This window comes from Cellulosimicrobium sp. JZ28 (assembly GCF_015327065.1).
Taxonomy (GTDB): domain Bacteria; phylum Actinomycetota; class Actinomycetes; order Actinomycetales; family Cellulomonadaceae; genus Cellulosimicrobium; species Cellulosimicrobium funkei.
Genome location: NZ_CP017660.1, coordinates 1530441 through 1545879 on the forward strand (window position 1 = coordinate 1530441; position 15439 = coordinate 1545879).

General features: G+C 76.5%; 14 protein-coding genes. 10 read left to right on the forward strand and 4 right to left on the reverse strand.

Annotation, left to right across the window (positions count from 1 at the left end):
• Positions 1-39: 39 nt before the first annotated feature.
• Together BJP59_RS07015 and BJP59_RS07020 are read right to left on the reverse strand one after the other, a co-directional pair.
• Positions 40-1350, reverse strand: coding sequence for a PP2C family protein-serine/threonine phosphatase (locus BJP59_RS07015; protein ID WP_194522554.1), 1311 nt, complete (start codon positions 1348-1350; stop codon positions 40-42).
• 96 nt (positions 1351-1446) lie between these two features.
• Positions 1447-3897, reverse strand: a complete 2451-nt coding sequence (locus BJP59_RS07020) for a DNA gyrase/topoisomerase IV subunit A (RefSeq protein ID WP_194522555.1) — start codon at positions 3895-3897, stop codon at positions 1447-1449.
• Positions 3898-4143: 246 nt separating this feature from the next.
• Between BJP59_RS07020 and BJP59_RS07025 the strand changes: the two genes are divergently transcribed.
• The 4 genes from BJP59_RS07025 (at position 4144) to BJP59_RS07040 (ending at position 9476) form a co-directional block, all read left to right on the forward strand.
• Entirely contained in the window at positions 4144-6897 is a 2754-nt protein-coding gene (locus BJP59_RS07025) for a bifunctional acetate--CoA ligase family protein/GNAT family N-acetyltransferase (RefSeq protein ID WP_194522556.1), read from the forward strand.
• Between the two features lie 74 nt (positions 6898-6971).
• Positions 6972-7565, forward strand: a complete 594-nt coding sequence (locus BJP59_RS07030) for a DUF5998 family protein (protein WP_043652060.1) — start codon at positions 6972-6974, stop codon at positions 7563-7565.
• Positions 7562-8764: an alkaline phosphatase family protein gene (locus tag BJP59_RS07035; RefSeq protein WP_194522557.1), complete on the forward strand. Its 1203-nt coding sequence runs from the start codon at positions 7562-7564 to the stop codon at positions 8762-8764. The genes BJP59_RS07030 and BJP59_RS07035 overlap by 4 nt, the downstream gene beginning before the upstream one ends.
• Before the next feature lie 70 nt (positions 8765-8834).
• The gene (locus BJP59_RS07040; protein WP_021482148.1) at positions 8835-9476 is read left to right on the forward strand and encodes a thymidine kinase; all 642 of its coding nucleotides are present in this window, start codon (positions 8835-8837) and stop codon (positions 9474-9476) included.
• Between the two features lie 13 nt (positions 9477-9489).
• Here the strand turns inward: BJP59_RS07040 and sepH are convergent, their stop codons facing one another.
• The gene (sepH, locus tag BJP59_RS07045) at positions 9490-10605 is read right to left on the reverse strand and encodes a septation protein SepH (RefSeq protein ID WP_194522558.1); all 1116 of its coding nucleotides are present in this window, start codon (positions 10603-10605) and stop codon (positions 9490-9492) included.
• 258 nt (positions 10606-10863) lie between these two features.
• Here sepH and BJP59_RS07050 point away from each other — a divergent pair, with 258 nt between their 5' ends.
• From BJP59_RS07050 to BJP59_RS07060, 3 genes are all read left to right on the forward strand, one after another.
• Positions 10864-11517, forward strand: a complete 654-nt coding sequence (locus tag BJP59_RS07050) for a trimeric intracellular cation channel family protein (RefSeq protein WP_194522559.1) — start codon at positions 10864-10866, stop codon at positions 11515-11517.
• Positions 11518-11520: 3 nt separating this feature from the next.
• On the forward strand, positions 11521-12372 hold the full coding sequence (locus BJP59_RS07055) for an inositol monophosphatase family protein (protein WP_228485320.1): 852 nt from the start codon (positions 11521-11523) through the stop codon (positions 12370-12372).
• 289 nt (positions 12373-12661) lie between these two features.
• Entirely contained in the window at positions 12662-12961 is a 300-nt protein-coding gene (locus BJP59_RS07060; RefSeq protein WP_021483601.1) for a DUF4193 domain-containing protein, read from the forward strand.
• 137 nt (positions 12962-13098) lie between these two features.
• On the opposite strand, the gene BJP59_RS07065 is transcribed toward BJP59_RS07060, so the two are convergent.
• On the reverse strand, positions 13099-13614 hold the full coding sequence (locus BJP59_RS07065; protein WP_034652389.1) for a DUF3093 domain-containing protein: 516 nt from the start codon (positions 13612-13614) through the stop codon (positions 13099-13101).
• 72 nt (positions 13615-13686) lie between these two features.
• On the opposite strand from BJP59_RS07065, the gene dut reads away from it, so the two are divergent.
• The 3 genes from dut (at position 13687) to BJP59_RS07080 (ending at position 15389) form a co-directional block, all read left to right on the forward strand.
• The gene (gene dut, locus BJP59_RS07070; RefSeq protein ID WP_442861533.1) at positions 13687-14163 is read left to right on the forward strand and encodes a dUTP diphosphatase; all 477 of its coding nucleotides are present in this window, start codon (positions 13687-13689) and stop codon (positions 14161-14163) included.
• Positions 14164-14269: 106 nt separating this feature from the next.
• The gene (locus BJP59_RS07075) at positions 14270-15013 is read left to right on the forward strand and encodes a DUF3710 domain-containing protein (RefSeq protein ID WP_076404957.1); all 744 of its coding nucleotides are present in this window, start codon (positions 14270-14272) and stop codon (positions 15011-15013) included.
• Between the two features lies 1 nt (position 15014).
• Entirely contained in the window at positions 15015-15389 is a 375-nt protein-coding gene (locus tag BJP59_RS07080; protein ID WP_034652381.1) for an OB-fold nucleic acid binding domain-containing protein, read from the forward strand.
• Positions 15390-15439: the final 50 nt, after the last annotated feature.

Genomic DNA, 15439 nt, shown 5'->3' on the forward strand with positions numbered 1-15439 from the left:
GAGGGAGTCCCGCTCCAGCAGGGTTCTGGCAGTACCTGGTTAGGCGCCCGCTGCCGTGCGCTCGTCGTCGACGTGCACCATGACGAGCGCGACGTCGTCCTGGGAGCCGAGCGGCACGAGCTCGGCGAGGAGGGCGTCGAGGAGCGCGTCGGGCGGCACAGCGCCGAGCGCCTCGACGCGGGCCGGCAGCTCGTCGAGCACGTCCCGCAGCGAACGGTCCCGCCGCTCGACGAGCCCGTCGGTGTAGAGCAGGAGCGTGTCGCCCGGGTCGAGCGACGTCTCGTGCTCGGCGCGCGGGCCGCCGAGCCCGACGCCGAGCATCGGCGAGGGGCGTGCGGTGAGCAGGTGCGCGGTCCCGTCGGCGCGACGCACGACGGGCGGGACGTGCCCGGCGCTCGCCCAGCACACGGCGCGCCGCCCCGTCAGGCCAGGGGTGCCGATGCGCGCGACGGCGACGGTGGACAGCGCCTGGAGCCCGAGCCCTTCCGCGGTGCGCTCGGCGGCGTCGAGCGCCTCGGCTGGCCCGGCGTCCGTCGCGAACGCGACCGAGCGCAGCACGCCGCGCAGGTGGGCCATGTGGGCGGCGGCGGCGACGTCGTGCCCCGTCACGTCGCCCACGACGACGGTCGCCTCGCCGTCGGGGTGGACGAACGCGTCGTACCAGTCGCCGCCGACGTGGACCTCCGGCACCGCCGGCCGGTACCGCACGTCGATCGTCAGGCCGGGGATGCGCGGGGGAGGCGTGAGCACGGAGTCCTGGAGGGCGAGCGACGCGCTGCGCTCGCGCGTGATCACGTCCGCGTACCGGTCGACGGACGACCCGAGCAGCAGGGCCTGGTCGACGACCGAGAGCGCGGTGGGGTCCGCGGGGCCGGACGGGGGCTCGGGCGCCGTCGTCCCGCCGGCCTGCACGACGGACGTCACGTCCTCCGCGCGGTGGACGACGGCCGTGACCCGGCCCGCGGCGTCGAGCACGGGGAGGTTCGTCGTGAGCCACCAGCGCTCGGACCACCCGCCGCCGGGACCGCGCAGGTCGTACCGGTGCGGGCCGATCATCTCGAGACGTCCCGTCCGCGCGACGCGCTCGAGCGACAGCACGACCCGGTCGACGGCACTCCCGTCCGGCCCCTGGACGGGGAAGACGTCGAGGTAGTGGCGCCCGACGACGGCGCTCGCGGGCGCGCCGATGGTGCGCAGGAGGGACTCGTTGGCGTCGAGGATGGTCAGGTCGGGCGCGAGGACCGCCTTGGGCGCCGTGAGGACCGAGAAGACGGCGTGGTAGTCGACGGGGCCGGCGGCCCCGTCCACGTCCGAGGGCGTGCGGACGCCGCCCCCTTCGTTCTCTGCCACACCTCGAGCCTGCCCCGATCCCGTGCACTCGCAAGGGCGGGCGCGCGTGGGGCATCCCGCCGGCGCACGACGCGGACCGGGCGCGAGGGTCGAGCGCTACCCGACGGCCGTGACCGGGGACGCGAGCGGCGTGCCCGACCCGTCGCGGCGCTGGTCGACCGGGGGCAGGTCGACCGACTGCCCGCCCGACCCCGTCGCGCGCGCCGGACCCTGCCCGACCCACGCGAGGATGAGCGCGTCCTCGCCCTTGAGGAACCGGTGCGCGCGGACGCCGCCGGTCCCGCGGCCCTTGCCGGGGTAGAGCTCGTACGGGGTCACCTTGCCGGCGCCGGTCTGGGTCCCGGGGAGCGCGTCGGACGACCCGGCGACGGTGACGACGACGCCGAGGTCGCGCACGTCGGCCGGGACGACGCCGAAGAACGCGACCCGCTGGCCGTCGGCGAGCCGGATGCCGGCCATGCCGCCGGCCGGGCGGCCCTGGGGCCGCACGGCCGACGCGTCGAAGTGCAGCAGGGACGCGTCGCTGGAGACGAAGACGAGCTCGTCGGCGTCCGTCGCGGGCGCCGCGCCCACGACGGTGTCGCCGTCCTTGAGCCCGATGACCTCCCACTCGTCGCGGTTGCCCGGCACGTCGCCCGGCGTGACGCGCTTGACGACGCCCTGCGCGGTGCCGAGCGCGAGCGGGGGAGCGTCGGGGTCGAGCGACGTGATGGTCACCGCCTCCTCGCCCGGCTCGAGCGCGACGACCTCGCTGAGCGGGACGCCGCCGGACAGGCTCGGCGCGTTGTCCGTCGGCGGGAGGGCGGGCAGGTCGAGCACGGACACGCGCAGCATGCGGCCCCGGCTCGTGACGAGGCCGACCTCGCCGCGCGCGGTCGTGCGGACGGCGGCGCGCAGCACGTCGTGCGCGGCGCGCGGCCCCGAGCGCGCGGGCTCCGTCTCGTCGCTCGTGCGCGCGAGGAGCCCGGTCGCGGAGAACAACGCCCAGCACGTGGTGTCGGCGACCTCGAGCGGGACCGCCGCGGTCGTCGTCGGTGCCGCGCCCGCGGACTCCAGCAGGATCGTGCGGCGCGGGGTGCCGTACGTCTTCGCGACGTCGGCCATCTCGCCCGACACCACGGCGCGCAGCCGTGCGTCGCTGCCGAGGATCTCCTGGAGCTCCTCGATCTCGCGGCGCAGCGTCTCCTGCTCCTTCTCGAGCTCGATGCGCGAGAACTTGGTGAGGCGGCGCAGCTGGAGCTCGAGGATGTACTCCGCCTGCGGCTCGGACAGGTCGAACACCGTCTGCAGGCGCCCGCGGGCGGTCGCGGTGTCGTCGGACGAGCGGATCACCTGGATGACCTCGTCGATGTCGACGATGGCGACGAGCAGGCCGTCCACGAGGTGCAGCCGCTCGGACCGCTTGCGCAGGCGGTAGGCCGAGCGACGGCGGACCACGTCGATCCGGTGGTCGACCCACACCGACAGCATCTCCCGCAGGCCGAGCGTGCGCGGCTGGCCGTCGACGAGCGCGACGTTGTTCATGCCGAACGAGTCCTCGAGCGGCGTGAACTTGTAGAGCTGCTCCAGCACCGCCTCGGGGTTGAAGCCCGTCTTCACCTCGACGACGATGCGCAGCCCGTGCTCGCGGTCCGTGAGGTCGGTCGCGGCCGTGATGCCCTGGATCTTCTTCGTCTTGACGCCCTCGGCGATCTTCTCGATCACCTTCTCCGGGCCGACGAGGTAGGGCAGCTCGGTGATGACGATGCCCTTGCGGCGCGGCGTGAGGTTCTCGACGCGTGCCGTGGCGCGCGTGCGGAACGTCCCGCGGCCCGTGCGGTAGGCGTCGCGGACGCCGTCGAGGCCGACGATCTTGCCGCCCGTCGGCAGGTCCGGGCCGGGCACGAACCGCATGAGCGCCTCGAGGTCGGCGTCCGGGTGCGCGACGAGGTGGCGTGCCGCGGCGACGACCTCGACGAGGTTGTGCGGCGCCATGTTGGTCGCCATGCCGACCGCGATGCCCGACGCGCCGTTGACCAGCAGGTTGGGGATCGCGGCGGGCAGGACCTCGGGCTGCTGGAGCTTGTTGTCGTAGTTCGGCACGAAGTCGACGACGTCCTCGTCGAGCCCTGCCGTCATCGCGAGCGACGGCGGCGCGAGACGCGCCTCGGTGTACCGGGAGGCGGCGGGGCCGTCGTCGAGCGTGCCGAAGTTACCGTGCCCGTCGACCAGCGGCAGCCGGAGCGAGAAGTCCTGGGAGAGGCGCACGAGCGCGTCGTAGATCGCGGCGTCGCCGTGCGGGTGCAGCTTGCCCATGACCTCGCCGACGACGCGCGCCGACTTCACGTGGGCGCGGTCGGGGCGCAGCCCCATGTCGGCCATCATGTAGAGGATGCGGCGCTGGACGGGCTTGAGGCCGTCCCGCGCGTCGGGCAGGGCGCGCGAGTAGATGACGGAGTAGGCGTACTCGAGGAACGACGTCTCCATCTCCGCCTGGACGTCGACGTCGACGATCTTCTCGTTCACCTCGGCCGGGTCGATCGAGGGGGTCGAGGACTTGCGCGCCATGGGCCTGCGGGCTCCTGCCGTTCGGTGCGCCGCGGTGGCGCGGGGTCTGTGCCGTCGTGGCCGGTGCTGGGCCGGCCGGGGTGCTGCGGGTTCGTGCCGCACGCGAGGGTACGCCACGGGTCCGACACGCGGCGCCACGGCGCCTGCCACGGCACGTGCCGGGACCACCTGCCGGGACCATTGTCCTCCCGGCTCGGGCCGGGGTGGCGCAGGCGCACCGCGCGCGCGACCGCATAGCCTGGGGTCGTGGACGACGACGCGCCGGGGCGGGACCCGGACCGGTACCCGGTGGAGTGGGAGGCCGACGTCGTGCTGCGCGACGGGACCACCACGCACGTGCGCCCCATCCGCCCCGAGGACGCCGACGCGCTCCAGCGCTTCCACGTCGGCCAGTCCGAGCGCTCCACCTACCTGCGGTTCTTCGCGCCCATGGAGCGGCTGTCCGAGCGCGACCTCGAGCGCTTCACGCGCGTCGACCACGTGGACCGCGTCGCGCTCGTCGCGGTGCGCCCGCGCGACGGCGCCCCCGGGGACGGCGGCGAGGACATCATCGGGGTCGCGCGGTTCGACCGCACCGGCCCCGCCGAGGCGGAGGTCGCCTTCAACATCGCCGACTCCGCGCAGGGCCGGGGCCTGGGCTCCGTGCTGCTGGAGCACGTCGCCGCGGCGGCGCGCGAGCGCGGCGTGCGCCGCTTCACGGCCGAGGTGCTGCCCCAGAACGGCAAGATGCTCGCGGTGTTCCGCGAGGCGGGGTACGACGTGCGCCAGCAGATGGACGACGGCTTCGTCCAGGTCAGCGTCGACCTCGACCCCACGGAGCGGTCCCGGGCCGTCATGGCCGACCGCGAGCACCGCGCGGAGGCCCGGAGCATGCAGGGGCTGCTGGGCGCCACGAGCGTCGTGCTCGTCGGTCCCGACGCCCCGGCCGACGCGCGCGCGGAGCACGACGGCGAGGCCCTCGACCGCCTGCTCGCGCAGCGCGCGCTCGCCGCGCTCGAGCGCAGCGACGTGACGGTCCACGTCGTGGGTGCCGCGCGCGGCCCGGGGGAGGAGCGGCGGTCCGCGACCCTCGCCGACGTGCCCGGTCCCGTCGACCTCGCCGTCGTCGCGCTGCCCCCGCCCGCGGCGATCGACGCCGTCCGCCGGCTCGCGCGCCTCGAGGTGCGCGGCGTCGTCGTGCTGTCGGCCGGCTTCGCCGAGACGGGCCCGGACGGGCTCGCGCTGCAGCGCGAGCTCCTGCGCGTCGCGCACACGGCGGGCCTGCGCGTCGTCGGGCCCGCGAGCTACGGGCTGCTGCGCACGGGCGACGCGCCCGACCGCCCGGCGCTCGCCGCGACCCTCGCCCACGACCTGCCGGCCCCCGGCGTGGTGGGCCTGTTCAGCCAGTCCGCGCCCATGGCCGTGACGCTCCTCGCGACGACGGCGCGGCGCGGCCTGGGCGTGTCGTCGTTCCTGTCCGCCGGGCACCGCGCGGACGTCTCGGGCAACGACCTCATGCAGTACTGGCAGGACGACGCCACGACGCAGGTCGTGTGCCTCTACCTCGAGTCCATCGGCAACCCGCGCAAGTTCTCGCGCATCGCGCGCCGCCTCGCGTCGGTCAAGCCCGTCGTCGTGGTCACGGCCGGGCGCTCGGGGCACGTCGTGCCGCCGGGGCACGCGGTCCGCTCGACGCGAGCGCCGCGGCGGACGCTCGAGGAGATGCTGCGGCAGTCCGGCGTCATCCGCGCCGAGAACACGCACCACATGATCGACATCGCCCAGCTCCTCGCGCACCAGCCGCTCCCGGCCGGGCGCCGCGTCGGCATCCTCGCGAGCTCCGCGTCGCTCGCCGCGCTCGTCGCCGAGGCGTCCTCCTCGGCGGGTCTCGTCGTCGCGCGCTCGGACTTCCTGCCCGAGGACGCGTCCGCCGACGAGCTCGCCGCCACGGTCGACGCGCTCTACGCGCCCGACGCGTGCGACGTCGTCGTCGTGGTGCAGGTCCCGGTCGTCGGGCCCCGCCGCGCGGACGTCTCGCTCGCCGTCGCGGACGCGGCCGCTCGCACGGGCCGCACGACCGTGGCGAGCATGCTCGGCCTGCACGGCCTCACCGACGAGCTCTCGGCCCAAGCTCCGGGGGCGGAGAGCGGGGCGGCCCCCGTGCGCGTCCCCGCCTACTCGACGCCGGAGGACGCCGTCGCCGCGCTCGGCGCGGTCGTGCGCTACGCGCGCTGGCGCGAGGCCGACCACGGCACGCCCGTGCGGCCGGCCGGCGTCGACCCGGTGCGGGCGCGCGCGCTCGTCGAGGAGGCGCTCGCCGGTCAGGACGCCGTCGACCTCGACCCGACGACGACGGCGGAGCTGCTCGCGTGCTACGGCGTGCGGGTCTGGCCCGCGCGCCGGGTGCGCACCGCCGACGAGGCGGTCGAGGCGGCGCGCGAGGTCGGCTGGCCCGTGGTGCTCAAGAGCACCGCGGCAGGCCTGCGGCACCGGGCCGACCTCGGCGGCGTGCGGCTGGACATCGCGGACGAGACCGAGCTGCGCACGGACTTCGCGCAGATGCGCGAGGCGCTCGCGGCCGTGCTGCCGGGCGCCGCGGACGAGCCGTTCGAGGTCCAGGCGATGGCCGACGCCGGGGTCGCGTGCGTGGTCCGCTCGACCGAGGACCAGCTCTTCGGGCCCGTCGTCTCGTTCGGGCTCGCGGGCGACGCCGTCGACCTCCTCGGCGACGTCGCGTACGGCGTGCCGCCCCTGACCGACGTCGACGTCGCGGCGATGGTCCGCTCGGTGCGGGCCGCGCCGCGCCTGTTCGGCTACATGGGCACGCACGTGGTGGCCACCGCCGCGCTCGAGGACGTCCTGGCGCGCGTGTCCGTGCTCGCGGACGACCTGCCCGAGGTCCGCAGCCTCGAGCTGTACCCCGTCGTCGTCTCGGAGCACGGGGCCGCGGTCCTCAGCGCGCGCGTCACGCTCGCCGACGCCCAGCGGGCCGACGCGCTCCGGCGGGCCCTGCCGGGCTGACGGGCCGACCGCGACCCGCCCGGGCCCCCGACGGCGGGTGGCCCCGGCCCGGCGCCGGATGGGACAATGCGCGGGTGCCCTCTGCTACCTCCAACGCCTGGACCGACCTGACGACCCAGCTCCACCGCGCCGGCTACTACCCGGAGCTCGTCGCGGACGTCCTCGACCTCGCGGTCGCGGGGGAGGAGATCGTCTCGCACCTCGTGCTCCCGGAGACGACGTTCGACGCGACCGAGGTGCGCCGCCACCTCACGGTGCTCGTCCTCACGCCCACGCGGCTCGTCACGGCGCACGTCGACGACCACCCGGCGGACAGCGAGAACCCGTCGGCCTCCGCCGCCGCCACGACCGAGGCCGTGCCCCTGTCCGAGGTGCGGTCCGTCTCGCTCACGCACGTCGTGGCCGAGCCGCACGAGCACCGTGCGGGCGCCGCGCCGCTCGAGGTCACGCTCGCGCTCGGCTGGGGCGCGGTCTCGCGCGTCGACCTCGAGCCCGCCGGCTGCCCCGACCCCGCGTGCGACGCCGATCACGGGCTCACCGGCCAGATCACGCCCGACGACGTCGTCGTCCGCGTGAGCGCCGAGGCGGAGGGCCGCGACGCCGTCCGGGCCGCGGTGGACTTCGCGCGGGCCCTGTCGCGCTCGACCACGCGGCACAGCGCCCGGTGAGCGAGGCACCCGCGGGCGCGCCGGCCCCGGTCGCCGACCCGGCGCTCCCTCCGGGCCTGCTCGCGCCGGAGCACGGGACAGGCGGCCTCGCGGCCGTCCTGCCCGCCGCCGCGGGCGCGCTCGGCGTCGGCCTGACCACCGCCACGGGGCTCGTGAGCGAGACGGCGCGCGGCGCGTTCGACCTGCCGCGCGCCGAGCGCGTGTGCGTCGTGCTGGTCGACGGCCTCGGCCACCTCAACCTCGCCGAGCGCGCGGGGCACGCCCCGTTCCTACGCTCGCTCCTGCCCGACGCGCGGCCCCTCACCTCGACGTTCCCCAGCACGACCGCCGCCGCGATCGGCGCGTTCGGCACGGGCACCGCGCCGGGCCGCACGGGCATGCTCGGGTACACGCAGCGCAACCCGGTGACGCGCGGCCTCGCCAACATGGTGTCGTGGGAGGGCGCGCCCGCGCCCGCCGAGCTCCAGCGCGAGGAGCCGGTGCTCGCGCGCCTGGCCGGGGCGGGCGTCGCGGTGACGTCCACCGGCCCCGCCCGGTTCGCCGGGTCGGGCATGACGGTCGCCGCGCTGCGGGGCGGCACGTACGCGGCCGCCGAGCCGCTGGCGGGGCGCGTCGACGCGGCCGTCCGCGCGCTGTCCCGGCCCGGTCTCGTCTACCTCTACTGGGGCGAGGTGGACAAGGCGGGCCACCACCACGGCAGCGCGTCGTGGCAGTGGGGCGACGAGCTCGAGGCGCTCGACCGCGAGCTCGCGCGCCTCGTGCGGTCGGTGCCGCGCGGCACGCTCGTGCTCGTCACCGCGGACCACGGCATGGTCGACGTCGACCCGGCGCTGCGCCGCGACGTCGCGACCGACCCCGCGCTCGCCCGCGGCGTCGAGCTCGTCGGCGGCGAGCCGCGCGCGGTCCACGTGTACACCGAGCCCGGCCAGACGGCGGCCGTCGCCGCGCGCTGGCGCGACGTCCTCGGCGACGACGCGCTCGTGCTGGAGCGGGACGAGATGCTCGCCCGGGGATTCCTCGGGCCCGACCCTCGGCCCGAGGCCGTCGCCTCCGCCGGTGACGTGATGGTCGCGCTGCGGGGGCGGGCGACCGTCGTCGACTCGCGCACCCAGACGCCCGCGTCGCTCACGCTCGTGGGCGTGCACGGCTCGCTCACCGAGCGCGAGATGCGCGTGCCGCTGCTCGTCGCGGCCACCTGACCCGACCGCGTCCCGTCGCGCCGGAGCCACCCGGCGCGGACGCACCGACCGACCTCGCGGAGGACCGCCGATGGCAGAGCTCGTCTTCTTCTCCGGGACCATGGACTGCGGCAAGTCCACCCTGGCGCTCCAGCTCGACCACAACCACGCCGCGCGCGGCCGCCGCGGGCTGATCTTCTCGCGCGACGACCGCGCCGGGTCTGACCGCCTCTCCTCGCGCCTCGGTCTCGAGGTCGTCGCGCGCGAGGTCCACGACGACACCGACTTCTGGTCGCTCGTCACCGCCGAGCCGGTGCCCGTGGACTACCTGGTGTGCGACGAGGCGCAGTTCTACTCCCCGGCGCAGGTCGAGCAGCTCGCGCGCCTCGTCGACGAGACGGAGATCGACGTCTTCGCGTTCGGCATCACGGCCGACTTCCGCACGCGCCTGTTCCCGGGCTCCGCACGCCTCATCGAGCTCGCGGACCGGGTCGAGGTCCTCCAGGTCGAGTCGCTGTGCTGGTGCGGGCGGCGCGCCACGCACAACGCGCGCACGGTGGACGGGCGCATGGTCGTCGAGGGCGACCAGGTCGTCGTCGGGGACGTCCGGGCCGGCTCGGGGGAGATCGGCTACGAGGTGCTCTGCCGGCGCCACCACATGCGGCGCATGACGACGGCGGTCGCTCGCCGGCACGCGACGGAGGACGGCCTGCCGCTCGACCTGCCGCGCTGACGCGCCGCTCGCGTCACTCGGGGCGGGCCCCGAACACGATCTCGTCCCAGCTCGGGACCTTCGCGCGCGACCGGTTCTTGCCCTTGCGGGCCTCGCGCGCGGCCGGGGGCCGCACCGTGCTCGAGGCGCCGTCGGCGTCGGACGCCGACGGGGCGTCGTCGTCCGCGCCCGCCTCCCCGGACGGCGCGGTCTGCGGGCGCCCGGGCTCGTCGGGGCCGTCCTCGGACGCGTCGGCGGCGGCGACCAGGCCCTGCGGGGGCCGGATGGTCGGCAGGTGCACCACGGTCGCGCCCGCGGGCAGGCTGCCGGAGAACCCGCCGTCGTCCTCGTCCTGCTCACGGTTGCCGGGGGCGAGCGGACCGAAGCCCTCGAACGGCTCCTGCCCGACGGCGTCGCCCGCGGGCGCCGGGTCCTTGCGCGGGCGCACGCCGCGCCGCTGGCTCAGGTCGTCGAGCAGCTCGGCCGTCCCGTCGTCGGCGGGCGGTGCGGCCCGCAGGCCGCGGGCGCCGCGCGCGGTCGCGTCCACGTCGAACACCGCCACGGCCCCCGGCGCCGGGTCGCGCGGGGCGTCCGTCCCGGAGAGCCAGCGGGCCTCGTCGTCGAGCGCCTGCAGCGCGCGCGTCGCCGGGTCGTAGGTCCAGCGGGCCGTCCGCTCGCCGGTGCCGGCCTCGAACGTCGCCGTCACGACCCACGGGGAGCCGTGCGCGCGCGCCGCGGTCCACGCGACCGCTGCGGCGTCGACGTCGCGCGCGGCGAGCCGCTGCGCGACGAGCTCGCCCACCGTCGGGGAGTCCTCGTCGTGCCCCGGGCGCAGCCCGCGCACGCGCTCGACGACGTACTCCTGCTCGGCGACGACCGGGCCGGCGAACCGGCGCACGTGCTCGACCCCGAGCCCCGCGGCCTCGGCGACCGCCTCCACGGAGTCCCCGGCGCGCAGCCGGGCCTGGATCTCGCGCGGGGCGAGGTTGCGCTCGCCCTCCGCGCGCAGGTGCTCCAGGTGCGGGCGGTCGCGCCGTACGGCCGCGCGCAGCGCCTCGGTGATGGGCAGCACGAACTGCGCGCCACCCGTCGCGCGCAGGACGAGGTGCTCCCCGTCCTCGTGCAGTCTCACCAGCTCCAGCTCGTCCATGGACCCTCCCGTGTCGCCGCGCCCGGTGGCGCTCGCGGTGCCGCTCGTGTGCCGCTCGTGTGCCGTCCCAGTCGCCCGGGGCCGGCCGCGTGCCGGACCGCCGTGCGCCGTGGACCGCGACGCCCGCGCCACCGCTCCCTCGAGGGTGCCATCGTCCCATCCCCGAGCGGCGCAGCACGCGCGGTGTGCCGCCCATTCGCACCGGCCCGGCCCGGTCCCGGCCCGGCCCCAGCGGGCCGTGGCTGGGATGATGCGGGGGTGATCCTCGACCTCGTGCCCGGCGACGCCCTCGAGCTCGGCGGCGTGTTCTTCGCGGCGCTGTCCGGCGGGCTCGCCGCGGTGCGCAAGCGGTTCGACCTCGTCGGCGTCCTCGTGCTCGCGTGGGCCGCGGGACTGGGCGGCGGGCTCCTGCGCGACGTCCTCATCGGGGCGATCCCGCCCGTCGGCATCTCGGACTGGCGGCTCGTGGCCGTCGCCGCGCTCGCGGGCGTCGTCACGTTCTTCTGGCACCCGCGGCTCGAGCGGCTGCGGCGCAGCATCATCGTGCTCGACGCCGGGGCCCTCGCGCTCTTCGTGCTGTCCGGGACCATGAAGGCCCTGGAGTACGGCGTCGGCCCGCTCGCCGCGGTCTTCGCGGGCGTGCTCACGGGCGTGGGGGGCGGCATCCTGCGCGACCTGCTGACCAACGAGGTGCCGCTGCTGTTCCAGGACAAGCAGCTCTACGCCATCCCGGCGCTCGCGGGGGCCGCGCTCACCGCGGCGCTCGCCGAGGCGGACCTGCTCGGGCCGTTCTCGCAGGCGGCGGTCCTCGCGCTCGTGTTCGGCTTCCGCCTCGTCTCGTTGCGCCTCGGCTGGTCCGCGCCCGGCCCGTGGGAAGGTCGCCGGGCACGCCGCGGGTCGGGCAGGATGTGAGCCGTGCGCCTCTTCATCGACGACCCCCGGCAGCCCGACGACGTCACCGTGGCCGACCTGCGCGACCTGGCCGAGCGCCTCGCGCGCGAGGCCGGCGAGCTGGTCCGCTCCGGCCGCCCCGACCGCGTCGAGGTGGCCGCGACGAAGTCGACCGCGACCGACGTCGTGACGCGGATGGACGCCGACTCCGAGGCGCTGCTGCGCCGTGGCATCGCCGCCGCCCGCCCCGACGACGCGATCCTCGGCGAGGAGGAGGGCTCGTCGGCCGGGACGTCGGGCGTCACCTGGGTCATCGACCCGGTCGACGGCACGGTGAACTACCTCTACGGCGTCGCCTCGTACGCGGTGTCGGTCGCCGCGGTGGTCGGCCCGCCGGACCCGCTGGAGTGGACGGTGCTCGCCGGGGCGGTGCACTCCGTCGTCGACGACCGCACGTGGACGGCGGGGCTGGGAGCGGGGGCGACCCTCGACGGCCGGCCCGTGCACGTCAACGCCGAGACCGACCTCGGCCAGTGCCTCGTCGGCACGGGCTTCGGGTACGACGCCGACCGGCGCCGCGCGCAGGCCCGCGTGCTGCTCGACGTGCTGCCGCAGGTCCGCGACATCCGCCGCCTCGGCTCGGCCGCGATCGACCTGTGCCTCGTCGCCACGGGCGAGCTCGACCTCTACTACGAGCGCGGTCTCAACCCGTGGGACATGGCCGCGGGAGCGCTCGTCGCGCACGAGGCCGGGGCGCTCGTGACGGGCCTGCGGGGCCGCGCCGCGGACCGCGAGATGACGGTCGCGGGACCGCCCGACGCGGTCGCCCGGCTCGTCCGGATCCTCGAGGACGCGGGAGCGGACTCCGACTCCTGACGGGGTGCTGTACGGGGTGCCGCGCACCCGTGACCAACGACACCCGGGCGGGTGCCCGGCCACAGGGTGCATCACTCAGGGAAATGGTGCAGAATCCGGGGGCCCACCGGGAACAATTCCGGTGCGCCGCGCATTGATGAGCGTGCAGTGCCACGAACCCCCTCGGGGCACGTCACGTCACGGGGTGCCCCCGCACCCCGCACCCGTGCCGCCCGGCACGACCGGCCGTCGCCGGTGGTCCGGACGCGCACAGTCGCGATCGACGATATTCCGGAGAGTGACCCCACAGATGGCAACAGACTACGACGCCCCCCGCAAGAGTGAAGAGGAGCTCAGCGAGGACTCGCTCCAGGAGCTCCAGGCTCGTCGCTCCGACAAGAGCTCGGGCGTCGTTGACGAGGACGAGACCGAGGCGGCCGAAGGCTTCGAGCTGCCCGGTGCCGACCTGTCCGGCGAGGAGCTCTCCGTCCGGGTCCTTCCCCGTCAGGCGGACGAGTTCACGTGCGCGAGCTGTTTCCTCGTGCACCACCGCAGCCAGCTCGCCTACGAGAAGAACGGCCAGCAGATCTGCTCGGAGTGCGCCGCCTGACCCGCCGCGCACCACGGCCGACGGCCGCCGCCCCCTCCCCGGGGCGGCGGCCGTCGTCGTCCGCGGGGCCCGTAGGCCGAGCGGGACGCGGGCGCGCGGTGAGCGGACGACCCGCCGCCGCGTGCGTGCGCCCGCGCTCAGGCGGCGTGCGCGGCGCGGACCGCGTCCGCCAGGCGCTGCGGGTGCCGGGTCGAGACGAGCCAGTACGGCGTCGGGTCCTGCGGGTCCTCGAGCACCACGTGGACCCCGGTGCGCGCCCACGCGCGCAGGCACACGTAGGCGCGCGCGTCGAGGCGGGGGCCGAGCTGGACGCGCATCGCGTCGGCGTCGAGCGTCGTCACCTGGCCGAGCAGCGACGCCGGGACGTGGGCCCGCCCCGCGCGCAGCTCGCCGTCGGCGACCTCGACGACCGGCGACGTCCACCACAGCGCGACGACGCCCGCGACGGCGGCCAGGCCGCCGACCCCGAGGGCGACGGCGTGGCTCGCCGGCCACAGGGCGATCCCGAGGACGAGCGCGAAGCCGAGCGCCGCGGCCCAGCCGCCGACGCCCGGGACGAGGCGCTCGCGGTAGGAGGCCGTGCCCGCGGTGCCGGGCGTCCCGGCGGCTCCGCGGGTCGAGGACGGGGTGCTGCGGTCGGCGGCGTCGGTCATGGGTCCATCATCCCAGCCCCGCGCACCGCGGCCGACGTGCTCGCAGCGCGCCGCGCGCACTAGGCTCTGCGGGTGCCGAACCACCAGCAGCCCCCGACCGGCGACGTCGACGTCCTCATCACGCTCCTCGACGACGTCCCCCTGCCCGCCTACGCCCACCCGGGCGACGCGGGTGCGGACCTCGTGACGACCGTCGACGTCGAGCTGGCGCCGGGGGAGCGCGCCGTGGTCCCGACGGGCGTGTCGATCGCGCTGCCCGACGGCTACGCGGCGTTCGTGCACCCGCGCTCGGGTCTCGCGGCCAAGCACGGCCTCACGGTCGTCAACGCGCCGGGGACCGTGGACGCCGGGTACCGCGGCGAGATCAAGGTGACGCTGCTCAACACCGACGCGCGCGAGCCCGTCGTGCTGCGGCGCGGCGACCGGGTCGCGCAGCTCGTCGTCCAGAAGGTCGAGCGGGCGCGGTTCGTGCAGGCCGAGCGCCTGCCCGGCTCGCACCGCGGCGAGGGCGGGTTCGGGTCGAGCGGCGGCTGGACGCCCGCGCTCTGACCGGCGCACCCGGCCCGCCGCTGCGCGGGCTAGTGTGGAATCAGTGCGGGGCGAGCGCCCCGTGAGGAGACCCGGCCGAGTGTCGGGCAGGTGAAGGAGTTCGTCCGTGGGTCTGTTCCGTCGCTCCAGGTCGTCCGAGCCGACCGAGTCGCCCGAGCCGTCGGGCACGACGTCCGAGCAGGTCGGCGACGGCGCGCCCGCCCCGGAGGCGGCCGCCGAGGCCCCCGCGCGCGGCCCGTACGACTCCGCCCAGGTGCCCGAGCGCGGCCCGCGCCTCGACCTCGGCGCGGTGTGGCTCCCCGGCGTGCCGGGCATGGAGCTGCGCATGGAGGTCGACAAGAAGACGCAGCGCATCACGGGCGTGGCGTGCGCGGTCGGCGGCTCCGGGCTCCAGGTGCAGGCGTTCGCCGCGCCGCGCACGGAGGGCATCTGGGACGAGATCCGCGGCGAGATCGCGGCGTCCGTCACCAAGCAGGGCGGCACGGTCGACGACCTGCCGGGCCCGTTCGGGCGCGAGCTGCTCGCGCGCATCCCCGCGCAGACGCCGGACGGCCGCCCGGGCGTGCGGCCCGCGCGCTTCGTGGGCGTCGACGGCCCCCGCTGGTTCCTGCGCGGCGTGCTCACCGGCAAGGCCGCGGTCGACCCGGCCGAGGCGCGCCTGCTCGAGACCGTGTTCGCGAACATCGTCGTCGTGCGCGACCAGAACCCGCGCCCGCCGCGCGACCTGCTCACCCTGCACCTGCCGGGCAAGGGTCCGGAGGCCGCCCCGGCGCCGACCCCGGCCGGTGCCCCCGAGACGCCGTCGTTCGACCCGCTGACCCGTGGGCCGGAGATCACGGAGATCCGCTGACATGGTCCCCACCCTGCGTGACGCCTGGCGCACCGCGCTCGCCTCCCAGGAGGAGCTCGCGGCCGACGAGGAGCGCACCGAGGCGGCCCGGCAGAAGGGCTGCCGTGCCGTCGCCGAGCTGCCGAACCGCCGCCGCGCGAAGATCTCCGGCGTCCTGCGGTCCGTCGTGCTCCGCCCGCGCGAGGGCGTGCCGACCGTCGAGGTCGAGCTCTTCGACGGGTCCGGCGTCGTCGACCTCGTCTGGCTCGGGCGCCGCCGGATCGCGGGCATCGAGCCCGGGCGCCGCGCGCTCGTCGAGGGGCTCGTGTGCGACGTCGACGGCCGCCGCACCATCTTCAACCCGCGCTACGAGCTGCTGGCCAAGCCGGGGGAGTGAGCCCGGCGGCCGTCGTGGACGGCCGTGCCGTACGATCCTGCGCACCCGAC